At 58.8% G+C, this 23,075-nt stretch carries 21 protein-coding genes; 10 read left to right on the top strand and 11 right to left on the bottom strand.

Going from position 1 to position 23,075, the window contains the following annotated elements; translation table 11 throughout:
- Positions 1 to 79 precede the first annotated feature (79 nt).
- Entirely contained in the window at positions 80 to 589 is a 510-nt protein-coding gene (locus BD293_RS00805) for a L,D-transpeptidase family protein (RefSeq protein ID WP_142079379.1), read from the bottom strand.
- Complete coding sequence (gene ribA / locus BD293_RS00800) at positions 586 to 1,674, bottom strand: GTP cyclohydrolase II (RefSeq protein WP_142079378.1); 1,089 nt, start codon at positions 1,672 to 1,674, stop codon at positions 586 to 588. The genes BD293_RS00805 and ribA overlap by 4 nt, the downstream gene beginning before the upstream one ends.
- A 168-nt stretch (positions 1,675 to 1,842) precedes the next feature.
- Between ribA and BD293_RS00795 the strand changes: the two genes are divergently transcribed.
- The 5 genes from BD293_RS00795 to BD293_RS00775 all read left to right on the top strand — a co-directional run bounded on the left by BD293_RS00795 (position 1,843) and on the right by BD293_RS00775 (position 5,375).
- A complete protein-coding gene (locus BD293_RS00795; RefSeq protein WP_142079377.1) occupies positions 1,843 to 2,529 on the top strand; it encodes a response regulator transcription factor in 687 nt (228 codons plus the stop codon).
- A gap of 225 nt (positions 2,530 to 2,754) precedes the next feature.
- Positions 2,755 to 3,543, top strand: coding sequence for an exodeoxyribonuclease III (locus BD293_RS00790; RefSeq protein WP_142079376.1), 789 nt, complete (start codon positions 2,755 to 2,757; stop codon positions 3,541 to 3,543).
- 66 nt (positions 3,544 to 3,609) lie between these two features.
- Positions 3,610 to 4,515 carry a thioredoxin gene (gene trxA / locus BD293_RS00785; RefSeq protein ID WP_142079375.1) on the top strand — a complete coding sequence of 302 codons (906 nt, stop codon included), beginning with the start codon at positions 3,610 to 3,612 and terminating at the stop codon, positions 4,513 to 4,515.
- Between the two features lie 27 nt (positions 4,516 to 4,542).
- Positions 4,543 to 5,184 (top strand): LON peptidase substrate-binding domain-containing protein, encoded by a 642-nt coding sequence (locus BD293_RS00780; protein ID WP_142079374.1) that lies wholly within the window; start codon positions 4,543 to 4,545, stop codon positions 5,182 to 5,184.
- Positions 5,181 to 5,375, top strand: a complete 195-nt coding sequence (locus tag BD293_RS00775; protein ID WP_142079373.1) for a Trm112 family protein — start codon at positions 5,181 to 5,183, stop codon at positions 5,373 to 5,375. The genes BD293_RS00780 and BD293_RS00775 overlap by 4 nt, the downstream gene beginning before the upstream one ends.
- Positions 5,376 to 5,780: 405 nt before the next feature.
- Here BD293_RS00775 and mutT read toward each other — a convergent pair whose 3' ends face one another.
- The 3 genes from mutT to BD293_RS00760 form a co-directional block, all read right to left on the bottom strand.
- Positions 5,781 to 6,179, bottom strand: a complete 399-nt coding sequence (gene mutT / locus BD293_RS00770; RefSeq protein WP_142079372.1) for an 8-oxo-dGTP diphosphatase MutT — start codon at positions 6,177 to 6,179, stop codon at positions 5,781 to 5,783.
- Positions 6,176 to 7,492, bottom strand: coding sequence for a bifunctional glutamate N-acetyltransferase/amino-acid acetyltransferase ArgJ (gene argJ, locus BD293_RS00765; protein WP_142079371.1), 1,317 nt, complete (start codon positions 7,490 to 7,492; stop codon positions 6,176 to 6,178). Before argJ ends, mutT begins: the two co-directional genes overlap by 4 nt.
- Before the next feature lie 69 nt (positions 7,493 to 7,561).
- Positions 7,562 to 8,419, bottom strand: a complete 858-nt coding sequence (locus BD293_RS00760; RefSeq protein ID WP_170207022.1) for a peptidylprolyl isomerase — start codon at positions 8,417 to 8,419, stop codon at positions 7,562 to 7,564.
- A gap of 223 nt (positions 8,420 to 8,642) precedes the next feature.
- Between BD293_RS00760 and secA the strand changes: the two genes are divergently transcribed.
- Positions 8,643 to 11,333, top strand: a complete 2,691-nt coding sequence (secA, locus tag BD293_RS00755) for a preprotein translocase subunit SecA (protein WP_142079369.1) — start codon at positions 8,643 to 8,645, stop codon at positions 11,331 to 11,333.
- Between the two features lie 113 nt (positions 11,334 to 11,446).
- Positions 11,447 to 12,484, top strand: a complete 1,038-nt coding sequence (locus BD293_RS00750; protein ID WP_142079368.1) for a hypothetical protein — start codon at positions 11,447 to 11,449, stop codon at positions 12,482 to 12,484.
- A gap of 23 nt (positions 12,485 to 12,507) precedes the next feature.
- On the opposite strand, the gene radC is transcribed toward BD293_RS00750, so the two are convergent.
- Positions 12,508 to 13,281 carry a RadC family protein gene (gene radC / locus BD293_RS00745; RefSeq protein ID WP_142079367.1) on the bottom strand — a complete coding sequence of 258 codons (774 nt, stop codon included), beginning with the start codon at positions 13,279 to 13,281 and terminating at the stop codon, positions 12,508 to 12,510.
- A gap of 201 nt (positions 13,282 to 13,482) precedes the next feature.
- Here radC and BD293_RS00740 point away from each other — a divergent pair, with 201 nt between their 5' ends.
- On the top strand, positions 13,483 to 13,779 hold the full coding sequence (locus BD293_RS00740) for a hypothetical protein (protein ID WP_142079366.1): 297 nt from the start codon (positions 13,483 to 13,485) through the stop codon (positions 13,777 to 13,779).
- Between the two features lie 354 nt (positions 13,780 to 14,133).
- Positions 14,134 to 14,334, top strand: a complete 201-nt coding sequence (locus BD293_RS00735) for a hypothetical protein (protein ID WP_142079365.1) — start codon at positions 14,134 to 14,136, stop codon at positions 14,332 to 14,334.
- Here BD293_RS00735 and dnaJ read toward each other — a convergent pair whose 3' ends face one another.
- Positions 14,335 to 15,486 carry a molecular chaperone DnaJ gene (gene dnaJ, locus BD293_RS00730; RefSeq protein WP_142079364.1) on the bottom strand — a complete coding sequence of 384 codons (1,152 nt, stop codon included), beginning with the start codon at positions 15,484 to 15,486 and terminating at the stop codon, positions 14,335 to 14,337.
- Positions 15,487 to 15,557: 71 nt separating this feature from the next.
- Positions 15,558 to 17,474, bottom strand: a complete 1,917-nt coding sequence (gene dnaK / locus BD293_RS00725; RefSeq protein ID WP_142079363.1) for a molecular chaperone DnaK — start codon at positions 17,472 to 17,474, stop codon at positions 15,558 to 15,560.
- A 264-nt stretch (positions 17,475 to 17,738) separates the two neighbouring features.
- Here dnaK and BD293_RS00720 point away from each other — a divergent pair, with 264 nt between their 5' ends.
- Positions 17,739 to 18,860 carry a baeRF11 domain-containing protein gene (locus BD293_RS00720; RefSeq protein ID WP_142079362.1) on the top strand — a complete coding sequence of 374 codons (1,122 nt, stop codon included), beginning with the start codon at positions 17,739 to 17,741 and terminating at the stop codon, positions 18,858 to 18,860.
- Positions 18,861 to 18,915: 55 nt separating this feature from the next.
- Here the strand turns inward: BD293_RS00720 and BD293_RS00715 are convergent, their stop codons facing one another.
- From BD293_RS00715 to BD293_RS00705, 3 genes are all read right to left on the bottom strand, one after another.
- The gene (locus BD293_RS00715; protein WP_142079361.1) at positions 18,916 to 20,922 is read right to left on the bottom strand and encodes a M3 family metallopeptidase; all 2,007 of its coding nucleotides are present in this window, start codon (positions 20,920 to 20,922) and stop codon (positions 18,916 to 18,918) included.
- 81 nt (positions 20,923 to 21,003) lie between these two features.
- Complete coding sequence (locus BD293_RS00710) at positions 21,004 to 22,161, bottom strand: DUF2793 domain-containing protein (RefSeq protein WP_142079360.1); 1,158 nt, start codon at positions 22,159 to 22,161, stop codon at positions 21,004 to 21,006.
- Positions 22,162 to 22,275: 114 nt separating this feature from the next.
- The gene (locus BD293_RS00705; protein ID WP_142079359.1) at positions 22,276 to 23,016 is read right to left on the bottom strand and encodes a hypothetical protein; all 741 of its coding nucleotides are present in this window, start codon (positions 23,014 to 23,016) and stop codon (positions 22,276 to 22,278) included.
- Between the last annotated feature and the right edge of the window lie 59 nt (positions 23,017 to 23,075).

The raw sequence follows: 23,075 nt of genomic DNA, 5'->3' as shown, positions 1-23,075 counted from the left end.
ATGTCCGAAAAGCCCCGATATCAGACCGGTGTCACAAAAACCGACAGCAGCACACGAAGCTTCTGTCAGCTGGTGGACATTAACCTGCCAGCACATCCGGCACGATCAGCCGCGTGCTATATTCGATCAGGGGCGCAATCGCGTGCAAATTCTGTAGGGACAGCCCGATGCACCCCGCCGTCGGGGCCCCCGGTCTGCGCCATTGATGAATGAAAATCGCCGACCCGCGCCCGCGTTCCGCCCGTGGCCAGTTCCAGCCCGTCAGAATAATCAGATCATACATCGGGTCTGCGCGACACAGCCGCTCGTGGCTGTGGCGATAGGGTGCACGCACCATCAGATTGTAATCCTCATGGCGCGGATCATCCGACCACAGATCGCGCGGGCCAATCGGCAACGCCCAATCGGCAGGCCGCGCCAGACGGTCGGGCCGATACAGCATCCCTACCAGCCGATGCACCCCCACAGGGGTTGCGCCATCCCCTTCGCGCTTGTCGCGGCTCACGCCCCCGCGCCCGATTGTGCAGGGATAGATCCGCCCCTTAAACCGCACCCCCTGCCGCGTCAGCACCATATCCGCTGGCGTCATAGGAAATGTCCCGATTTCGCCGCCTTGGTGGCAAGATAGGCGCGGTTTTCTTCCGTCTCGCCCACGCGCAGGGCCACACGCTCGACCACGCTCAGGCCATGTGTGTTCAGCATGTCGACCTTGCGCGGGTTATTCGTCAGCAGCCGCACCTGCCCAAAGCCCATTGTGCGCAACAGCCCCGCCCCGATGCGGAAATCGCGCTCGTCATCCTCAAAGCCCAGCCGGTGATTGGCCTCGACTGTGTCAAAGCCCTGATCCTGCAAAGAATAGGCGCGCATCTTGTTGGCAAGCCCGATCCCGCGCCCTTCCTGATTAAGATACAGCAGTACCCCTGCCCCCTCTTGCCCCATCTGTGCAAGGGCGGCTTGCAGTTGCGGGCCGCAATCGCATTTCAACGACCCCAGCACATCGCCGGTGAAACAGGCCGAATGCAGCCGCGCCAGAACCGGCTGGGTTCGATCAGGCTGGCCGATCTCGATGGCATAATGCTCCACCCCGCCATCGCGCGGGCGGAAAATGTGCACCCGCCCCGCCTGCGCCGCCGCCATCGGCAAGCGCGCGCTGATAACCGGCGAGAGGACAGTTTCGCGCTGCAATTCATGGCTCAGATGCTGCGCATCCAGCGCGGTCAGGCCAAATGCGCCCGCGGCATCGGCATCGGCCAGCGGCAAGACCAGCACGGCAGGCAGCAATTGCGCGGATTTCACCAGCCCCAAGGCCACGCGGTGCAGATCAGCCTGCCCGTCGCGCATGCTCATCAACGGGCCTTTCATCGGGTGGCGCAGATCGTCGGCAGGGTCGGCCAGCGCGCGCAGCCAATCGCAACCCATATCGTCCGGGACAATCACCCGCGCCAGATCGCCGTCATAGGCGCGCGCTTTCAATGTCTCGGCGCGGTGACGCGTCAGCGCCAACACCAGCCCCGGCCCCAAAGCGCGCAGACCTTCCAGCCGCGCAGGTGTCACCACCTCGGCCGCAAGGACCAATGCCTGCGCGCCAGCGCCCTGCAACATGACCGGCACCCCCAGCCGCATGTCGGCGCGCGCGCGGTTGATCTTCTCGACAGGGGTCAGGCCAAGGGCCATGTGCAGCACCAGATTAGGAAAAGTGACAGGCCAGATGTAGCGCGCCTTTGTCAGAATTGAAACAATCAGGCCCGCCCCGACACGACCGCGTGAGAGTTTTGTAGCAAATCTTGTTTCGCGTGCAACTGCTCCGCATGTGTTCACAATAGAACAAACAAAGGTGACACCATGGCAAAGCTGAATAAAATCTTGCTGGTAGATGATGATGACGATCTGCGCGAAGCATTGTCTGAACAACTGGTCATGACCGATGAATTCGATGTGTTCGAGGCCGCCAATGGCGCCGAGGCTATGGAACAGGTGCGCGCAGGCCAGTTTGATATGGCAATTCTGGATGTGGGCCTACCCGATACCGACGGGCGCGAATTGTGCAAACGGATGCGCAAGGCCGGGTTCAAATCGCCTGTCATCATGCTGACCGGGCACGATTCGGATGCAGACACCATTCTGGGGCTGGATTCGGGTGCGAATGACTACATTACCAAACCGTTCAAACTGCCGGTCTTGCTGGCGCGGTTGCGCGCACAGTTGCGCCAGCATGAACAGTCGGAAAATGCTGTCTTCCAGCTTGGCCCATATCTGTTCAAGCCAGCGCAGAAAATGCTGCTCGACGAGAATGAGCGCAAGATCAGGCTGACCGAGAAAGAGACGAACATTCTGAAATTCCTGTACCGCGCACCAGATGGCGTGGTTCAGCGCGACGTCTTGCTGCACGAGGTGTGGGGCTACAATGCAGGCGTCACCACCCACACGCTAGAGACGCATATCTACCGCCTGCGCCAGAAGATCGAGCCTGACCCCTCGAATGTAACCCTGTTGGTAACGGAATCGGGCGGCTATCGGCTTGCCTCATAATTGCCTTTGGCGCGCCGTATCGTTGCCAGACTGATACATAATATTAGGTTTCAGAAGCGATTGTGTTTCTATTCCTCCTCCCTCCCCATTGCGCCGGGGTATGGCGCAAACTCCTCCCTGTTGGACTGGACCGGGCCTTTGGCCCGGTCTTTTTTCTGTATGCTTTCGGGTTGTCGCGCGCGCCTTGTCCGTGCATCTAGGGGGCATAGTTAACGGAGGCGCGACATGACCTTTACCCTTGCGACATGGAACATCAATTCGATCCGGCTTCGAGCGCAACTTGTGCTGAAACTGCTGACCGAAGACGCGCCCGACATTCTGTGCCTTCAGGAGTGCAAAAGCCCCGTTGATAAAATTCCCTTCGATCTGTTTGCGCAGGCGGGCTATGGGCATTGGGTCGCACGCGGGCAAAAGGGGTATAACGGCGTCGCCATCCTGTCGCGCCTGCCCTTGGAAGATGCGGGTCACATCGACTGGTGCGGCAAGGGCGATGCGCGCCATGTCGCCGCAAAGCTGGAAAATGGCGTGACCATCCACAACTGCTATATCCCCGCAGGTGGTGATGTCGCTGACCGCTCTGTGAACGAGAAATTCGGCCACAAGCTAGATACTCTGACCGAAATGCGCGACCATTTCCGCGACACGCGCCCCGAGAAGTCCATTCTTGTGGGCGATCTGAACATCGCGCCGCGCGAAGATGATGTCTGGTCACACAAGCAATTGCTGAAAGTTGTGTCCCACACCCCGATTGAAGTGGAACATCTGGCCGACATGCAAGATGCCGGTGCTTGGGTGGACATCACACGCCAGGATATTCCCGAAGGGCAGCTGTATTCATGGTGGTCCTACCGGGCGCGCGACTGGGACGCCGCCGACAAGGGGCGCAGGCTCGACCATATCTGGGCCAGCGCCGACATTGCGGCATCCGCACACGGTTCTCGTATCCGGCGGGACGCGCGCGGATGGACGCAACCGTCAGATCATGCGCCTGTCTTTGCCAGCTTTGAGGTCTGACCCCTTTCCCTTTGCACTTGCACGGCCCATATAGGCTGCAAATCTTTAACCGAAATGAGGGCAAAAATGTTGGAATTAGGCACAGGCAACGCCGCCGACGATGCAAATCTGATCATGGACGGATCAGAGCAAGATTTCATGGTCAAAGTAATCGAAGCCAGCCAGACAGTGCCGGTTATAGTCGATTTCTGGGCACCGTGGTGCGGACCGTGCAAGACACTTGGCCCGGCACTGGAAGCGGAAGTGCGCGCAGCCAAAGGCAAGGTGCGCATGGTCAAGATCAATGTCGATGAAAATCAGGGCATTGCGGCGCAGTTGCGCGTGCAGTCCATCCCGACAGTCTATGCCTTCTTTCAGGGCCAGCCGGTGGATGCCTTTCAGGGCGCACAACCTGCCTCCGCACTTAAGGAGTTTGTGAGCAAGCTTGCCGCGATGGCCGGTGATGACGGGCTTGGCGCGGCACTCGACGAAGCCGAAGAGATGCTGGAGCAAGGCGCAGTTGTTGACGCAGCAGAGGTGTTTGCCGCCGTGCTGGGGCAGGAAGAAACCAATGCCCGCGCCTTCGGCGGGCTCGTGCGCGCACAGATCGCGGCTGGCAGTCTGGATCAGGCCGAAGCGCTGCTGGCCAATGGCCACCCCGATATTGCCAACAGCCCCGAAGCCGATGCCGCGCGCGCCGTGCTTGCACTGGCGCGTCAGGCCGAGCAGGCAGGGCCAGTCGATGAGTTGCGCGCAGCGTTAGAGGCCGACCCAGATAATCATCAGGCCCGTTTCGAACTGGCGCAGGCACTATATGCCACGGGCGAGGTTGAAGACGCGATTGAGCATTTGCTGGAACTGTTTCGCCGCGACCGCGAGTGGAACGAGGGTGCCGCCAAAACCCAGCTTTTCACGATTTTTGAGGCGCTGAAACCCAGTGATCCACTGGCTGCCAAGGGGCGTCGCAGGTTAAGCTCAATGATATTTGCCTGATCGCCCTAACGGATTAGGTTGCCGATAATGACACGCATAAAAGACCTGCCAGATGTGATCCCGATTTTTCCGCTTCCAGGCGCGCTGCTTTTGCCGCGCGCCCGGTTGCCGCTGCACATATTCGAGCCGCGCTATCTGGCGATGATCGAGGATTGCATGAAAACGCCGCAGCGGCTGCTGGGCATGATCCAGTCACGCGATCTGCCGGGCAGCGAGGAGAAGACGCTGCACAGCATTGGATGCGCAGGCAGGTTGACAGCGTTTTCCGAAACCGAGGACGGGCGCTACCTTATCACGCTGACGGGTATCTCGCGGTTTCGGGTCCGCAAGGAGATTACGGGCTTCGCGCCCTATCGCCGGACAGAGGCAGACTGGGCCGATTTCACGCGCGATCAGGGGCACGAAGAAAAAGACCCCGGCCTTGACCGCGACCGCTTCTTTGACCTTCTGCAACGGTTTTTCACCATGCACCAGCTTTCTACTGATTGGAGCAGCCTGAAAGATGCAGAAGATGAGTTGCTGATCAACTCTCTGTCCATGCTCTGCCCGTTCGAGCCTGATGACAAACAGGCGCTGCTGGAAGCACCCTCTCTCGAAACACGGCGCGAAACACTTGTGATGTTGATGGAATTTGGCTTGCACGGTGGCGATGACGAGATGGTGCAATGACCCAAGAGCTGCCCGTCAAGGGGCTGACAAACCGCCATATGCTTGAAGCGTTGGTATGCCCTGTGTCGAATGGTCGGCTGAATTACGATGTGCAGCGCCAAGAATTAATCTCAAAAGCCGCGCATCTGGCGTTCCCGATCCGCAATGGTATTCCCATCATGCTGATAGATGAAGCGCGCGACATCGACTGACCCGTATGTACCGATGCCACAACGCGAAACGCCCTGATCTGGAAATCAGGGCGTTCTGAGTAGAAACCACGCGGCGGTGTTCAGGCGACGCGCTTGGAGATCGGACGACCCGTCAGAACCTTCTGACCTGCCCGAATAACAATGTGACCATTCGCAAGATCGCTGAGAAACACGCCCTGAGTAGTAACATACTTACCTATCCAGATTGCGCAGATTATCTTGCTTTCCCGCTTTGCCTGAAATGAGTATGGCCAAAAAAAGCGGGTCAGCAATATGGCTGGTCGGTTTTCATCTCATTTTAACCATGATTTCAGGCGGCACCAAAGCGGGTGCCTCCCTAGCAAGCACAATAAGGCGCAAGTGCCAAAATTGTTTCCAAAACTGAAATTTCACACGGGAGTGGCCTTACAGCCAATCGCGCAGAATGGGAATCAGTGGCAGATCAGCCGCGGGCATCGGATAGTTGCGCAAATCGGCAGGGCGCACCCATTTCAGCGCCTGCCCTTCCTGACTGGACACCTGCCCCTCCCATTTGCGGCAGATGAACAGCGGCATGAGCAGGTGGAAGTCATCATAGGAATGGCTGGCGAAAGTCAGCGGTGCCAGGCAACTGGCCCATGTGTCGATGCCCAGTTCTTCTTGCAATTCGCGTATCAGGGCAACTTCCGGTGTCTCTCCCGACTCGATTTTGCCACCGGGAAATTCCCACAGCCCGGCCATCGCCTTGCCTTCGGGCCGTTGCGCCAACAAAATGCGCCCGTCGGCATCGACCAGCGCAACGGCTGCGACAAGAACTGTTTTCACGACCGGTAATCCGCGTTGATCTCGATATAGCGGTTGGTCAGATCACAGGTCCAGACCGTCGCGGCCCCTTCCCCAAGGCGCAGATCAACCCCGATCACCAATTCCTGCCCTTTCATATAGCTGGCCCCGATGTCCTCGGCATAGCTTGGGGCGACCTGACCATTCGTCGCCACCAGATGTGGCCCAAACCGAATGGACAGCCGGTCGCGGTCAGCCTCGGCCCCGGATTTCCCCACCGCCATGACGATCCGCCCCCAATTGGGGTCTTCGCCCGCAACGGCGGTTTTCACCAGCGGCGAATTGGCAATCGCAAACGCCACCTTGCGCGCATCCGCATCGGACCGCGCGCCCGTAACGGCCACCTCGATAAACTTGGTCGCCCCTTCGCCATCGCGCACAACCTGATGGGCAAGGTCGCGCATGACCGCCCCCAGCCCATCGGCAAAAGCTTTGCCCGCATCGCTGTCGATCTCAGTGATTTCGGGCGCGTCAGCCTGCCCTGTCGCTGCAACCAACAGCATGTCCGAGGTTGACGTATCGCTGTCTACAGTAATGCAATTGAAACTGCGATCCGTCAGGCCAGTGACCAGCGCATGCAAAACGGGGCGCGCGATCTTTGCATCGGTAAAGATATAGACAAGCATGGTCGCCATGTCCGGCGCGATCATGCCAGAGCCTTTGGCGATGCCCGCAATCTGGACCGGCTTGCCGTCAATCTCTACTGTCTTGGCAGTGCCTTTGGGGAAGGTGTCGGTGGTCATGATGGCGCGGGCCGCACCGGGCAGACCGTCCTGATCCAGCGCAGTGGTCAGATCCCCCAGCGCAGCAATAATGCGGTCATGCGGCAATGCCTCGCCAATCACACCTGTAGACGCTGTGAAAACACGCTCTGTCGGCAGGCCTAGTTTTTCCGCCACAGCAGCGCAAATGGCTGCGACCGACTCCTGCCCTTGTGCGCCTGTAAAGGCATTGGCATTGCCGGAATTGACCAGAATGGCCGCACCTTTGGCACTGTCGCCCACAATTTTCGCCTGCGCATCCAACACCGACGCCGCACGCGTGGCAGAGCGCGTAAACGTGCCTGCAACAACTGTGCCGGGGTCAAGTTGTGCCAGCACCACGTCGGTGCGGCCCTTGTAGCGCACACCGGCGGCAACGCTGGCAAAGCGTGCGCCCTTGATGACCGGCAGGTCAGGAAAGGCGGCAGGGGCCAAGGGCGACACCAGCGCCACCTTGGCCGCTGGCGCGTGCTGCACCCGCAATGCGGATTTCAGCGATTTGATCTTGCGTTTGAGCTTTTTCTTCGCGCCCATGCCGGTGCTCCTTAACAAATCCGGCCCGATACTCGGGCCGGTATCTGCCTTGTCCTACACCCCAGCGGATCAGTCGTCCAGAAGCTCGGTGCGTGACATGATCGCGGCGTCGATATCTTCATAGTTGCGCTCGATCGCGGCAGCTTCGGTCGCACGGTTCAGGGCCGCTTGCGCCGCTTCACGCTGAAGGTTCTCTTCCAGTGCTTCGCGCACGTCTTCCAGTTCCGGAGCCTGCGACATGCGCGTGTCGTTCAACAGCACCAGATGCCAGCCGAAACTGGTTTCAAGCGGGCCCATATATTCGCCTACTTCCAATTCCTGCACTGCTTCTTCAAATTCCGGGATCATGGCGCCAAGGCCAAACCAGCCCAGCGACCCACCGCCAGCGGCAGCCCCATCCATCGAATGCTCGCGCGCCAGTTCCGCGAAATCCGCGCCTTCATCCAGCTCGCCGCGCAGCGCCTGCGCTTCTTCTTCCGTCTCGACGATGATATGCGAGGCGTTGAATTCCGGTGTTGGCTCGCGCCCGTCAAATTCGGTGACAAAAGCGGTATACGCCTCGTTCACATTTTCTTCGCTCAGCGCTTCGCTGGCCACGCGGGTCAGTGCTGCATTGGCGATAAAGGCGCGCTGCTCATTCTCAAACGCAATCTGTTCGCGCACGGAAAGCGTGCCTTCAGCTTCTTGCATAATCGCGGTTTGCTCGATCAATTGCTCCACCAGCGGCTGAAACAGGGCCTCGCCGGGCATTTCCTGAAACTGCTCTGGCAAGGTCTCGCGCGCAGCCAGCAGGTGGCCCACGGTAATCTCGGTGCCGTTTACAGTTGCCAGTACAGTGTCGCGTGTCGGCTCGGTTTCTGACAGCGCGGGGGCGCTGACAGCCATCATTGTGGCGACAGCTACGCTGAATCGAGAAAATCTGACCATATTTCTATCTCCTTGCAGGGCGCGGCGGGCGCGCATCGTTGACACTTTTGGGGCCGCCCATTACATCGCTGACAAGGTCTGCCTGCTTGGGGGCCGTGCGGTTCACTTGCCCTTCTATGGAAGCCTGCGCGTGCCGACAACCCCGGCACTGGTGACGGACCATGACGAATTGGTTAGCGGCAGAGCATCTGTCCGCTTTTGGAAATTAAGAGGCAGGAAGCGCATGCTGGGTCTTGGATCGATCACGAAGAAGGTTTTTGGCACGTCGAATGACCGCAAGGTCAAGACCGTGCGCCCGCTGGTCGCACAGATCAACGCGCTGGAGCCGGATTTTCAAGCCATGTCGGATGCGGAGCTGATCGCAAAAACCGACGACTTGAAAAAACGAGTGGCCGAGGGCGAAAGCCTGGATGCCGTGCTGCCCGAAGCCTTTGCCAATTGCCGCGAGGGTGCGCGCCGTGCACTGGGTCTGCGCGCATTCGATGTGCAGCTGATCGGCGGGATTTTCCTGCACCGGGGCAATATTGCCGAAATGAAAACAGGCGAAGGTAAAACCCTTGTTGCCACCCTGCCTGCCTATCTGAACGCACTGACAGGCGAAGGCGTGCATATTGTCACCGTCAACGACTATCTGGCCAAGCGCGACTCGGAATGGATGGGCAAAGTCTTTAGCAGGCTGGGGATGCGCTGCGGCGTTGTCTATTCGCAGCAACCCGATGCCGAAAAGAAAGAGGCCTATGCCGCAGATGTGACCTATGCCACCAATAACGAGCTGGGCTTTGACTATCTGCGCGACAACATGCGCCTGCGCCGCGAAGAGATGAACCAACGCGGGCATTTCTTCGCCATCGTAGACGAAGTCGACTCGATCCTGATTGATGAGGCGCGCACGCCGCTGATTATTTCCGGCCCCGCCGAAGACAGGTCTGACCTGTATGTCAAAGTGAACGGCCTGATCCCCTCGCTTCAGCCCGAGCATTACACGATTGACGAAAAAATCCGCAACGCCACCCTGACCGATGAAGGCAATGAATTCATCGAGGCGAAACTGCACGAAGAAGGCTTTCTGCCCGAAGAGCAATCGCTCTATGACCCGGAATCCACATCGCTTGTGCATCACGTGAATCAGGGTCTGCGCGCACATAAACTGTTCCACAAGGACCAGAACTATATTGTCCGCGACGGGCAAGTTGTGCTGATTGACGAATTCACTGGCCGAATGATGGTCGGGCGTCGCCTGTCCGAGGGTCTGCATCAGGCCATCGAGGCAAAGGAAGGCGCGGCCATCCAGCCCGAAAACGTGACCTATGCTTCGGTTACATTTCAGAATTACTTTCGCCTGTATAAGAAACTGGGCGGCATGACAGGTACGGCGTCGACCGAAGCCGACGAATTCCGCGAGATTTACAATCTGGGCGTGGTCGAAATTCCGACAAACCTGCCGATCGCGCGTCTGGACGAACACGATCAGGTCTACCGCACCGCACAGGAAAAACTGGACGGGGTGCTGGCCGAGATTCGCGAAGCACATGCCAAGGGTCAACCGATCCTCGTCGGCACCACCTCGATCGAGAAATCCGAGGAACTGGCGGCGATGCTGAAGAAAGCAGAGATCACGCATAACGTGCTCAATGCCCGTCAGCACGAACAGGAAGCGCAGATCGTGGCCGATGCCGGCCGTCTGGGCGCTGTGACGATTGCCACCAACATGGCCGGTCGCGGCACCGATATTCAACTGGGCGGCAATGTCGAAATGCGGGTGCTGCAAGCTTTGGCCGAAGACCCCGACGCCGACCCGACAGAAGTGCGCGCCCGCATAGACGCAGAAGTTGCGGACGAGAAGCAAAAGGTTCTGGCCGCTGGTGGTTTGTTCGTTCTGGCGACCGAACGCCATGAAAGCCGCCGGATCGACAACCAGTTGCGTGGCCGCTCTGGCCGTCAGGGCGACCCCGGACGCTCGGTCTTCTTTCTGTCGCTGGAAGATGACCTGATGCGCATTTTCGGCTCTGAGCGGCTGGAAAAGGTGCTGTCTACGCTGGGCATGAAGGAAGGCGAAGCGATTGTGCACCCTTGGGTGAACAAGTCGCTGGAAAAGGCACAGGGCAAGGTCGAGGCACGCAATTTCGATATTCGCAAGGAATTGCTGAAATACGACAACGTCATGAATGACCAACGCCGCGTGATCTTCGAGCAGCGTCTTGAAATCATGGAATCCGATGATCTGTCAGAGATTGTGGACGACATGCGCCATCAGGTGATTGATGACTTGATTGACGAACATATGCCTGCAAAATCATATGCCGAACAATGGGATATGGAAGGCCTGCGCACGCAGACACGCGAAAAGCTTGGGCTGGATGTGCCCGCAGAAGACTGGGGCGAGGAAGACGGCGTCGATCAGGAGGTCGTGCGCGAACGAATGGTCGAAGCGTCAGACGCCCTTATGGTGCAAAAGCAAGAGCAGTTCGGCGAAGAGACGCTGCGCAATCTGGAAAAGCAGGTCTTGCTGGAAACGATTGACAAGAAATGGCGCGAACACCTGCTGACACTGGACCATCTGCGCTCGGCAGTGCGGTTCCGCGGCTATGCTCAGAAAGACCCGCTGAACGAGTACAAGGCCGAAGGGTTCCTGCTGTTCGAGAAAATGCTCAATTCCTTGCGCGAAGATGTTGCACGCTACCTGTCGCGCATCCGCCCGCTGAGCGAAGAAGAACAAAAGGCCATGATGCAGCAACTTGCCCTGCAACAGCAAAGCGTGAATGTCGCGCAGGAAAATGATGGTCAGCCGCCCACCCCGTTGATCGAAGGCTTTGATGAGACGGACCCCAGCACGTGGGGCAATCCGGGCCGGAACGACCTGTGCCCCTGCGGGTCGGGCAAGAAGTTCAAACATTGTCACGGCAGCGTCTTGTAATCCTTCCGACGCAGAAAGTTTGTTTCGCTTTTTAGAAAGCCGACAAATTTGTGCCCCATTGCCGCCCGAATCGCCACCTATCCCCAGCATAGGGTTAGAAATTGGGTGTCGTGATGGAAAAGAAGATGATTATCCGCGGTGTTGCGATTCTTTGCGCGGGCATCTCCGCGTCGGTTTTCGCAACCAACCACCTTTCGGGCAATGCCGCGAAGGCTGGCGGTTCCAATCCGTCTGAGCGACACGCCCAGTCAGCGCAAGTTATGGGCGCAGGCCTTGTTGGCAACGGCGCAAAGCTTCAGTTTGGCACCGAACCCACAGCGGACATACCCGCGCAGTCCGAAAGCGGCATTGCTGACACGGAATTTGCCGCACTTGATGACAGTGGCGCGAACACTGCGCAGCTTGATATTGCACCGCTGGTTCTGAACGCCGTGGAATTTGCGTCTAATCTCGAACTGGAAGAGGGTCAGAGCGCGCCGGACGCTGCCGCATGCAGCCCAAGCCTGACATCCGCGCCAATGGTCGATGGCCTGATCGAATTGATGCTGGACGCGCCATGTCACCCAGATACGCGCCTTGTCATCAGCCATAACGATCTGGCATTCAGCGCATATACATCTGACGACGGCAGCTTCTCAGCCTTTTTGCCTGCCCTGTCTGTGGATGCGAAAGTGGATGTGTTTTTGTCTGATGACATCTTCCTGCAAACAAAACTGACAATCCCCGATGCTGACGACCACCTGAGGATTGCCTTGCAGTGGAACGGCGAAGCGCGGTTTTCGCTGCACGCCTATCATGATGGGGCGCAGCACGGCGATACAGGCCATGTCCACGCGCTAAAGCCTTTTGACTCTGATCTTGACGAGGCTTTTCTGATCTCGCTGGGCGAAGTTCGCGGGCCAGAGCCTATGATCGCGGAAATCTACTCTATTCCGGTTGGTTTGTCGGGCAAAAGCCGCGTTGAAGTGGAGTTGCAGTTTACCGAAGAGCAATGCGCGCAGGATGTTTCTGCATTCATCTCGGACAATGGTGACACCGCCAATACGCATCTGAAAGAGATCGTTTTTGCAGTTCCCGAATGCCCGGCACAGCCCGGCATGGCCGTGATGGGTGTAGAATTTGCCCCGCAACATGCGGCCCTGTCGCAGTAAATCGCTTATGACTGGGCGCGCCCTCACAACAGCCCTTCGCTGCGAAAGCTCAACTCGCAAGATTTGCCGATAACGATATGGTCATGCAGCACGATCGACAGCGCCTCGGCCGCTGTGCGAATTGAAGCGGTCATGACAATGTCAGCTTCGGAAGGTGTGGGGTCGCCAGACGGGTGGTTGTGCACAAGTATAAGCGCCGAGGCATTCAGTTCCAACGCGCGACGCATGACTTCGCGGGGATAGACAGGCACATGGTCAACAGTACCCTCTGCCTGCGCCTCATCCGCAACAAGAACATTTTTGCGATCCAGAAACAGAATGCGAAACTGCTCGGTTTCCCGGTGTGACATTGCCGTGTGGCAATAGTCCAACAAGGCCGCCCAACTCGACAGAACCGGGCGGTTCATAACTTTTGCACGCGCCATACGCTGCGCACAGGCCTCGATCAGCTTGAGTTCCGTGATAACTGCCGCGCCAACGCCGGATACGGCGCGCAAACGCGCAGGCGACGCGGCCAGAACCCCACTCAGATCACCAAAAGTGTCAATCAGGCTGCGCGCCAATGGCTTCACATCTTGCCGTATGAGCACCCTGAAGAGCACCATTTCCAGCAGCTCATAGTCAGGCATCGCGCCAGCCCCACCGGAATCGAAGCGTTCGCGCAACCGCTGGCGATGGTCGCGCATATACGAAGGCACCTTGGAACTGACCGGCGCAGCCATTTTTTCCGGTGCGGAATCGCGCCTGTCGAACAATGGCAAGCGGTTGTCAGGGGATGAAGCGCAGGATCTGGTCATCCCGATACTATGTGCGAAATTTTCCTAACAATTGATTAACTATCAATTTTATCTGCTCAGGCGTGTTGCCAGAACAAAAATCTGGTGCTAGCATTTTCACAAGTGTGGCATAATCTTGTGAACAAGCAAGTTTCCGCGCACTTATCAGGGGCATTTGAGCAGTCAGAAACTTGAAAAATAACTTTCACTTGGAGGACTACAATGAAGAGAATCGCACTCCCGGCACTTGCTCTGGCATTGGCGCCGTTTTTAGCGACACCGGCGGCAGCTTGGAAAGGACACGTTGTTGAGTGTTTTGACAAGGTCTATGTGGCACCTGAATACAGGACCACAAAGCACATGGTCAAAGCGGCGAAAACAACCCTTGAGTACCGCAATGGCAAAGGTGTTGAGCAAGTATATCGCATGCACTACCCCGCGATCTACGAAGAAAAGAAGCACCTTGTGCGCCCCGGCCATTACGTAATGCGCCCCGCACCGTGCCGTAAGGGCAGCTAATCTGGAGCTATGACAGCAAGACCACGAGTCCAAGCGGGTAACTTGGGCCATGTGGGGATGCTGATTTTTCCAGTCAAAGCATAACAGTTTCCGACGCGTTTTCAGCGCGTCGGAATATCCAGAGGGCGCAGAGAAATTCACGTCTGGCGCAAGCGCTACAGCACTCTGGAACGAAGAGCACACATCCTTGAACAAGAAGGAACGGGGTGGGCCATGCGGGTAATTTTGATTATTCTATCAACCATACTGTTGTCTGGATGCGCGGAATTTTTCCATCGCGCAAGTTCCGATCAGGATTGCCAACAGGCCAGCCACGCCCTGCGCGTGCATGATTCGAAAATTGACGCGGCAAGAATGTCGGGGTCATTCGGATTCACGGCATCGCTCGCATCGCGCGGATACAATACATATCATTGCTTTACCGTTTCGGGCGACCAGATTGCCTGCTCGACAGTATTGCCCTCTGCGCGGGCGGCGGACTCAGCCCGCATGAACAGGCTGATGCGTGAACGCAACACGATTGAGGCCCGCGCCGCGCGCGCGTGCCAGATCTGATCAGTTTTTCATTCCGTCCCAGAACCCTTTGACCTTGTCAAAGAAGCCACTGGTTTCAGGGTTGTTTTCTGCACTCAGCTTCTCGAACTCGGCCAAAAGCTCTCTCTGGCGTTGCGTCAGGTTCACCGGGGTTTCAACCGCCAACTCGATCAGCATATCGCCATGACCGCCCCCCCGCAACGCAGGCATACCCTTGCCGCGCAGGCGCATCTGACGCCCGGACTGGCTGCCGACAGGCACTTTCACGCGTGAGCGCCCACCATCTATGGTTGGCACTTCCACTTCCCCGCCCAAGGCCGCACGGGCCATGCTGACAGGCACCCGGCAATATAGCGTGACATCATCGCGCTTGAAAATCTGATGCTCTGCCACATTCACGAAAATATACAAATCGCCCGCGTTGCCGCCGCGCAGACCTGCCTCCCCTTCGCCCGACAGACGAATGCGGGTTCCTGTTTCAACGCCTGCGGGAATATTCACGGACAGGCTGGCTTCTTTCTCGACACGGCCCGCGCCGGCACAGACCTTGCACGGGTTCTTTACGATCTGACCAGAACCGCCGCAGGTCGGACAACTGCGCTCGACCGTGAAAAAGCCCTGCTGGGCGCGAACCTTGCCCATGCCAGAGCATGTCGGGCATGTCACCGGTTCTGCCCCGCCTTCGGCGCCTGTGCCGCTGCAAGCTTCACAGGCCGAAAGGCGCGGAACGCGGATTGTCTTCTTGGTGCCGGAATACGCTTCTTCCAGAGTAATGCGCATGTTGTAGCGCAGGTCTGAACCGCGGCTTGCCCGTGACCGTGGGCCACCGCGCCCGCCGCCGACAAAATCGCCGAACAGGTCTTCAAAAACATCCGAAAAAGCGCTCGCAAAATCTGCATTGCCGCCAAAGCCGCCACCGGGACGCGCACCGCCGCCGCTCATGCCGCCGTCGAATGCCGCATGTCCAAACCGGTCATATGCCGCCTTGCGATCCGCGTCTTTCAGCGCATCATAGGCTTCATTCACTTCCTTGAACTGTGCTTCGGCATTGGGGTTGTCGGCGTTGCGGTCCGGGTGCAGTTCTTTCGCTTTCTTACGATAAGCTTTTTTCAACTCTTCAGCAGAAGCAGAGCGGCTGACCCCCAGCACGTCATAGAAGTCGCGTTTGGCCATGATGTTCTTTCCCAAAAAGGGCCAACCGGCCAGAAACGATCAGACCGGTTGCCAATTGCAGCATCGAGGGCTTATTTGCGCTTGTCGTCGCCGATATCTTCAAAATCGGCGTCCACAATATCGTCATCCACACTCCGAGGCTCGTCATCGCCGCCTGCGTCGCCCGGATCAGCGGCTTCAGCCTGCGCCTTGTAGATCGCCTCGCCCAGCTTCATCGACGCTTCGGTGACGTTCTGTATGCCAGACTTGATCTTGCCTGCGTCCTCGCCTTCCAGTGTGTCTTTCAGCGCAGCCACGGACAACTCGATCGCTTCGACAGTGGTCGGGTCGACCTTGTCCTTGTGCTCTTCCACGGCCTTTTCGGTAGAATGGATCAGGCTTTCTGCCTGATTGCGCGCCTCGACCAGCTCGCGGCGGGCCTTGTCCGCTTCGGCATTTGACTCGGCGTCCTGAACCATTTTCTCGATATCTTCGTCCGACAAGCCACCCGAGGCCTGAATGGTGATCTTCTGTTCCTTGTTCGTGCCCTTGTCGCGCGCAGAGACATTCACGATACCGTTGGCGTCGATGTCAAAGGTGACTTCGATCTGCGGCATGCCGCGTGGCGCGGGCGGGATGTCTTCAAGGTTGAACTGGCCCAGCATCTTGTTGTCTGCGGCCATTTCACGCTCGCCTTGGAACACGCGGATGGTCACGGCGTTTTGATGGTCTTCGGCAGTGCTGAACACCTGACTTTTCTTCGTCGGGATGGTCGTGTTGCGGTCGATCAGGCGGGTGAACACACCGCCCAGCGTTTCAATCCCGAGCGACAGAGGCGTGACATCCAGCAGAACCACATCCTTGACGTCGCCTTGCAAGACACCTGCCTGAATGGCAGCGCCCATAGCCACGACTTCGTCAGGGTTCACACCCTTGTGGGGTTCCTTGCCAAAGAAGCTGGTCACTTCTTCGATCACCTTGGGCATGCGGGTCATACCGCCGACAAGGATCACTTCGTCAATATCGCCTTTCGACAGGCCCGCATCTTTCAATGCAGCCGCACACGGCTTGAGCGAGTTCTTGATCAGATCGCCCACCAGCGATTCCAGCTTGGCGCGGGTCAGCTTCATGACAAGGTGCAGGGGCTGGCCTGTATTCTTGTCCATGCTGATGAACGGCTGGTTAATCTCGGTCTGGCTGGAAGAGGACAGTTCGATCTTTGCCTTTTCCGCAGCTTCTTTCAGGCGCTGAAGCGCCATCTTGTCGCTGGTCAGGTCAACGCCATTCTCTTTTTTGAACTCGTTGGCCAGATAGTTGACGATCCGCATGTCGAAATCTTCGCCACCAAGGAACGTGTCGCCATTGGTCGACTTCACTTCGAACAGGCCGTCGTCGATTTCCAGAATGGTAATATCGAATGTACCACCACCAAGGTCATAGACCGCAATCGTGCGGCTTTCTTTCTTGTCCAGACCGTAAGCCAGCGCCGCTGCTGTCGGCTCGTTAATAATGCGCAGCACTTCAAGGCCGGCAATCTTGCCTGCGTCCTTGGTCGCCTGACGCTGGGCGTCGTTGAAATAAGCGGGCACGGTGATCACGGCCTGCGTGACCTTTTCGCCCAGATAGCTTTCGGCGGTTTCCTTCATCTTTTGCAAGATGACGGCCGAAACCTGGCTGGGGCTGTATTTTTCGCCACGGGTTTCAACCCATGCATCGCCATTACCACCATCGATGATGTTATAGGGGACAAGGTTCTTGTCCTTTTCAACTTCGGCATCAGTCAGGCGGCGGCCAATCAGGCGCTTGACGGCATAGACCGTATTGGTCGGGTTGGTGACGGCCTGACGTTTGGCGGGTTGGCCAACAAGGCGCTCGTTTTCCGTGAACGCCACGATAGACGGCGTTGTGCGCGCGCCTTCTGCGTTCTCGATCACGCGTGGCTGACTGCCATCCATGATGGCAACACAAGAGTTTGTGGTCCCAAGGTCGATACCAATGACTTTACCCATTTTCGTGCATCCTCTCTCTCAAGCGATGTGGCAGCGGGCTGGTCCTGTCAGGCCCCGGCCCATCTGGTCTGTAGCTTTCTCCGAACGGAGTGTCTTGGGCGCTATATAGGAAGGGGTTTTGAGGGCTGCAACCGTAACAGAGCTGTGAATTTCATCCCCGGTACGAATTTTCTGCATTGAGGGGGCTTACAGACGGTCCGACTTGCGACGCTGCGCAGATCATGACATGGGAATGCAGGTTTTTTTAACAGGAGTAGCGTGACCATGCTATATGTCGACATTCCAACCCAACCCGAAATTAGCCAGCTTGTCGCAACACGCGGCGAAGCCCTGATCAGCCTTTATCTGAAAACCACACCCGAGACGCAGCATATTGACGCGGCCCGCACGCGCTTGAAGCAGTTGACCAGCGATGCTGTGGCCCAGCTTGAAGAAGTTGGCGTGGCAAAACGCACGATCTGGCCCATCGAGGAACAACTGCATGACCTGATGGATGATGATGATTTCTGGCGCACACAGGCCAACTCGTTGGCCATTTTCGTGACCCCGGACAGCCTGCGCAGCTTTCGCCTGCCCAACCACCTGACCGAGACGGTGCAAGTTGCGGATCGCTTTCACCTAAAGCCCCTGTTGCGCGCCGTTTCCATGCCGCAACACGCGTTTGTGTTGGCTTTGGCGGAAAATGAGCTGCGCGTCATCGAATTGCTGGGCGACCAGCCAGCGCAGGAATTGCGCGTCCCCAATCTGCCCAAGGATGCTGCCTCGGTTGCGGGCACTGCGAATGTCAATTCGCGCAGCTATTCGGGACGTCAGGGCGGTGGCGAGGGCCAGAAGCACCATCTGCGCCAGTATTGCCGCCAGATCGACGCGGCGTTGCGCGGGTTGCTGTCAGGTCGGCATGAACCCCTGATCATCGCAGCAACAGAGCCGCTCTTGTCCATGTACCGCTCGATCAACAGCTACCCGCATCTGGCCGAGGCAGCGATCACCACCAGCCCGGTTCGGATTCCGGCGCATGATCTGGGCACACAGGCGCGCACGATTGTCGATGGCATCAACGCCGAAGCAGTTGCCGAGTTTGCGACACTCTACTCAGCACGCGAAAATGAGGGCCGCGCCACAACGCAGATCGCACGCATTGCGCGGGCCGCGACCTTTGGCGCAGTCGATACCTTGCTGGTCGATATGGACAGCGTTGTTCCCGGTCTGGTCGATGAAGAAACCGGCGAGATCACGATGGACAAGGCCGAAAGCGCCGTAAGCTACGGTGTTATCGACGAAATCGCAGGTCGTGTCATTGCCAATGGCGGCAAGGTCATTGCCGTGCGCCGTGCCGACATTCCGCAAGAGGCGGATCTGGCCGCGGTGCTGCGCTACACGATCTAAGCGCTATTGATATAGTGCCAAGCAATGGGCCGGGGTTCTTCCCCGGCCCTTTTTCTCAGGCCGCCAACCCGCGACCTTTCAGTAGCGCCTCGACCCCCGGCATCCGCCCGCGAAATGCGGTATACAGGTTCTCGGCCTCATCGCTGCCGCCCGCGGACAGAATAAATCTCTCCAACTTGCCTGCGATCTGCGGATCAAACGCATCGCCCGCTTCACGAAACGCCTCGAAGGCGTCGGCGTCCATGACTTCGGACCACATGTAGCTGTAATAGCCGCTGGAATACCCATCCCCCGAAAACACATGCGCGAAATGGGGCGTGGCGTGGCGCATCCGAATGGCACGCGGCAGGCCCAGCGCATCCAGCACCTGCGCCTGTTTCTGCATCGGGTCACTGGGGGGCGGGCCATCGTGAAATTCCAGATCGACCAGCGCCGAGGCAATATATTCGACTGTCGCAAACCCCTGATCGAAGTTTTGCGCGGCCAGCAGACGGTCCAGCATATCTTGTGGCATCGCCTCGCCCGTCTCGACATGGCGGGCATGTTTGGCCAGTACTTCGGACTCTTCAAGCCAATGTTCATAAAGCTGGCTGGGAAGCTCCACAAAATCACGCGCGACCGAGGTGCCGGAAATCAGCCCATAGGTCACATCTGACAACATCTGATGCAGCGCATGGCCGAATTCATGAAACAGCGTGCGCGCGTCATCATAGGACAGCAACGCCGGATCCCCCTTGGCGAAATTGCAGATATTTACAACGATGGGCCGCACCTCGCCGCCCAGTTTACGCTGGCTGCGCATGGTCGAGCACCACGCCCCCGACCGCTTGGACGACCGCGCGAAATAGTCGCCGATGAACACCGCCATATGGCGACCATCGCGGGTGACTTCCCATGCACGGGCATCCGGGTGGTAGAGGGGCGCATCCAGCGCGCGGAATTCCAGCCCGAACAGACGGTGCGCACAGTCAAACGCGGCTGCGATCATCGCCTCTAGCGACAAGTAGGGCTTCAGCGCGGCCTCATCCAGATCATGTTCCGCACGGCGCAGTTTGTCTGCATAGAAACGCCAGTCCCACGGCTCTAGCGGGCCTGTGTGCCCGTCTGCGTGTAGCATCGCCTCCAGCTTTGCCGCATCCGCGACGGCCTTGGCGCGTGCGGGCTCCCAAACCTGCTTCAGCAAATCGCGCACCGCTTCGGGGCTGCCTGCCATTTCGGTTTCCAGCTTGTAGCGCGCGAAACTCTCATATCCCAACAGGCTGGCGCGCTCTGACCGCAAGGCCAGCACTTCCGCCGCAATCGCGCGGTTGTCGGTCGTGCCACCGTTTGCGCCGCGTGCCGTCCACGCCTCATAGGCTTTTTCGCGCAAATCCCGCCGCGTTGAGAACTGCAAGAACGGCACAATCAGCGAGCGGTTCAGCGTCACGACATGCCCGTCGCGCCCACGCTCAACAGCCGCCGCTTTGGCGCTGGCAATCACGAAATCCGGCAAGCCCGCCAGATCGCCCAGCGGCATCATCCACTCACGCTCATCCGCCAGCAGGTTTTGCGTAAATTGCGTGCCCAGCGTGGCAAGCCGGGATTTTACTTCGGTCAGCCGCGCGGCATCACCCCCCTTCAGCGCCGCACCTGCGCGCACAAACATGCGCCGATACAGCATCAGCACGCGCGCTTGCTCGTCCGTCAGATCAAGGCTGTCGTGCGCGGACCACAGCGCCTCGATCCGGTCAAACAGCGCGCGATTGTTCACGATCTCGGACGAATAAGCCGAGAGTTGCGGCGACAAGTCACGCTGCAATGCTTCGCGCGCGGGGTTTGAATCGCTGCCCGACAGGTTGAAAAACACCCCCGCCACACGGTCCAGCAGATGATCCGCCTGCTCCATAGCCTCGATCGTGTTGGCGAATGTGGGGCGCGCGGGATTGCCTGCAATCGCGGCATAGGCCGCACGGCCCGCCTGCATCGCCGCCTCGAATGCAGGCGCGAAATCCGCGTCATTGATCTGGGCAAAGGGCGGAAGGTTGAAGTCAGCTTGCCATTCGGCAAGAAGCGGATTGGTCATGATGCGCGCCTTCTATGGGACAGGCGCTTAAACTAGGCGCGATCCGCTACAGGTTCAATCGGGGAGTGACCAGCGCCACCTTCAGAACCAGCGCCCGATTGCGACAAGATCTATCATACACGCCGCCGTGCCGGTGCTGCCTGACATACGTGACGCCTGCACCGCCGCAACCGCGCTTAATGTTGCTGCACCGGTCGAGACGATCATGCGCCGGTCGCCCGCATCGGCACTGTCGACCGTGGGATGTGCCGTAATGGCCGGACGCTCGGCGAATGGTGCCGGGTATGTCCAGTCTGTGCTGCCCGTCCGGTACGGGTCGGCGAAACTGCCTGCCCCTTGGGCTGTCGGATCACCCGCATTGAGCGTATGGGTACAGATCTGAGTTCCATCCGCAAAGCGCACATATACGCCATTCGCAGTGCTGCCCCGCTCGATCACGGCCCCGGTGGGCACTCCGCCGGATTGCGACACAGCGCCCAGAATATTGGCCCGACGATAGGCCTGATCTGGCCCCGCGCCGGTCGTCAGCAGCCGCCCCGCAGTTGTATCGACATCGGACTGCACCACAGCCGTGCCCGTCAGCGCGGTGTCCAGTTGCGCGCCATTTGGCAAACTGACCACCCCGCTTGCGCCGTCAATGCGCAACCCGTCGCGCCATGCACTGCCATCTGCACTGACCTTGATGGCAAAATTATCATTACCCGCAATGCCCATTTCGGCGCGCCCTGACCACGCGGTCTGGAACAACAAGCTTGCGGTATCAGGGGCCGCATTTTTGTTGATCTTCAACTGATGACCCGCACCGCTATGGGTCAGCAGCGTGGACAGCCCCGCCACAGCCAGCGGGTTGGTCGCATCAAAGCTTGTCCCGATGCCCACCCCGTCAATGTTTTGCAGCGCGCCCGTGTCAGGCAGAACCCAAGCGCCCCCGTCAAAAATGCGCAGCGCCGTGCCTTGTGTCGCATACCACCCCGGCGCAGGCGTCACAAAGACCCATGCCCCGCCGACGCGCGCAGCAAGCTTGTCGCCCTGCCCGGCCCATTCACCGCCCGGCGCAGGCCCCAAGGCCCAGACCTGCCCGTCTTGCGCTGCGACAGGCGGGGTGGTCGCATTGAACCCCTCAACACTCAGTTGCACCAGAAGGTCGAGCACTTCTAGCGCCTCGTTATGGGTGACGTGTTTTTGGGCCTGAGCTGGTTGCAGGAAAGGTAATGACAACCTCGCAGAGAGTTCGGACATGGGCTACCTCGGCATGATCTTGCAGGAATGCGTGAGCCAGAACACTAGGCAAAACCCATTGAGGTGCCCTAAACCCACCGACCGCGCCCTTCACCTTCGCGGGCTTGCCTGCGTTCATGGAAAGGTCAGGTCCACCCCGGCGCGCAGACCGGCGGTCTTGCGCCCATAGACCCGCCCCTCGACAAAGCCGCGCGCGGGCAGATGCGCCAGACGGTAGCGGGCCTGCACTGCGCCGTAGGGTTGACGCGCCCGGTGGTGGCTGTCGATTTTAATCGGGAACAGTGTTTCAGTCTGCACCTGCAACCGGCTGTCAGTCAGCCGCACCCCGCCACCTGCGCCAAGTTCCAACTGCCCCGGCAGGCGCTGGGCAACGCGGCGAAAGGCCAGCGCTTCGCCCTCGATAAAGCGCGTGCGCGCGCGCAAGGTGACCGGCTCGTCAATGATGACAGCGAATGCCCCGAAGGGCACGCGCAGGCTGCCTGCGGGTAAGACATAGTCCACCCGTCCCTGCCCCAGCCGCAACGCGCCATCCACATGCCAGCCTTCGCTGACAGGGTGCTGCACGCCGACCATCAGCGCCAGTTCCCGCCCCTTGATCGTCCGATAGTCGATATCGGCGCGCGCCTTGGTATCGCGGCCTGCACTGCTGGTATCATTGCCACCAAACACCCCGCCAGAGTTCGCGCCACCCGCGCGCTTGGGCCCAATGAAACCCGCCACCGCGTGATCCAGCGCGCCTTGCCCATAGGCCAGATCTGCCTGCGCGAAACGCACGCCGATCATTGGGTCAGGGCTGGCAGCACACCCCGCCAATGCGCAGATAAGCAGGGCAGCAAGACGATTGCGACCCCGCATCGGTATCGCCAAAAATAACATCAAACGCGGGGAACTTTTCGATTCACCTTGATCTGCGC

Origin of the sequence: Roseinatronobacter monicus (assembly GCF_006716865.1) — a bacterium.
Lineage (GTDB): Bacteria > Pseudomonadota > Alphaproteobacteria > Rhodobacterales > Rhodobacteraceae > Roseinatronobacter > Roseinatronobacter monicus.
Note: the sequence above shows the minus strand (reverse complement) of the source record. Positions and strands in the feature narration are given on the sequence as shown.

Excerpts from the sequence above, each read along its gene's own strand:
- BD293_RS00805 (WP_142079379.1), bottom strand. The coding sequence starts at position 589 with ATGACGCCAGCGGATATGGTGCTGACGCGGCAGGGGGTGCGGTTTAAG.
- ribA (WP_142079378.1), bottom strand. The coding sequence starts at position 1,674 with ATGGCCCTTGGCCTGACCCCTGTCGAGAAGATCAACCGCGCGCGCGCC.
- BD293_RS00795 (WP_142079377.1), top strand. The coding sequence starts at position 1,843 with ATGGCAAAGCTGAATAAAATCTTGCTGGTAGATGATGATGACGATCTG.
- BD293_RS00790 (WP_142079376.1), top strand. The coding sequence starts at position 2,755 with ATGACCTTTACCCTTGCGACATGGAACATCAATTCGATCCGGCTTCGA.
- trxA (WP_142079375.1), top strand. The coding sequence starts at position 3,610 with ATGTTGGAATTAGGCACAGGCAACGCCGCCGACGATGCAAATCTGATC.
- BD293_RS00780 (WP_142079374.1), top strand. The coding sequence starts at position 4,543 with ATGACACGCATAAAAGACCTGCCAGATGTGATCCCGATTTTTCCGCTT.
- BD293_RS00775 (WP_142079373.1), top strand. The coding sequence starts at position 5,181 with ATGACCCAAGAGCTGCCCGTCAAGGGGCTGACAAACCGCCATATGCTT.
- argJ (WP_142079371.1), bottom strand. The coding sequence starts at position 7,492 with ATGGGCGCGAAGAAAAAGCTCAAACGCAAGATCAAATCGCTGAAATCC.
- BD293_RS00760 (WP_170207022.1), bottom strand. The coding sequence starts at position 8,419 with ATGGTCAGATTTTCTCGATTCAGCGTAGCTGTCGCCACAATGATGGCT.
- secA (WP_142079369.1), top strand. The coding sequence starts at position 8,643 with ATGCTGGGTCTTGGATCGATCACGAAGAAGGTTTTTGGCACGTCGAAT.
- BD293_RS00750 (WP_142079368.1), top strand. The coding sequence starts at position 11,447 with ATGGAAAAGAAGATGATTATCCGCGGTGTTGCGATTCTTTGCGCGGGC.
- radC (WP_142079367.1), bottom strand. The coding sequence starts at position 13,281 with ATGACCAGATCCTGCGCTTCATCCCCTGACAACCGCTTGCCATTGTTC.
- BD293_RS00740 (WP_142079366.1), top strand. The coding sequence starts at position 13,483 with ATGAAGAGAATCGCACTCCCGGCACTTGCTCTGGCATTGGCGCCGTTT.
- BD293_RS00735 (WP_142079365.1), top strand. The coding sequence starts at position 14,134 with ATGTCGGGGTCATTCGGATTCACGGCATCGCTCGCATCGCGCGGATAC.
- dnaJ (WP_142079364.1), bottom strand. The coding sequence starts at position 15,486 with ATGGCCAAACGCGACTTCTATGACGTGCTGGGGGTCAGCCGCTCTGCT.
- dnaK (WP_142079363.1), bottom strand. The coding sequence starts at position 17,474 with ATGGGTAAAGTCATTGGTATCGACCTTGGGACCACAAACTCTTGTGTT.
- BD293_RS00720 (WP_142079362.1), top strand. The coding sequence starts at position 17,739 with ATGCTATATGTCGACATTCCAACCCAACCCGAAATTAGCCAGCTTGTC.
- BD293_RS00715 (WP_142079361.1), bottom strand. The coding sequence starts at position 20,922 with ATGACCAATCCGCTTCTTGCCGAATGGCAAGCTGACTTCAACCTTCCG.
- BD293_RS00710 (WP_142079360.1), bottom strand. The coding sequence starts at position 22,161 with ATGTCCGAACTCTCTGCGAGGTTGTCATTACCTTTCCTGCAACCAGCT.
- BD293_RS00705 (WP_142079359.1), bottom strand. The coding sequence starts at position 23,016 with ATGCGGGGTCGCAATCGTCTTGCTGCCCTGCTTATCTGCGCATTGGCG.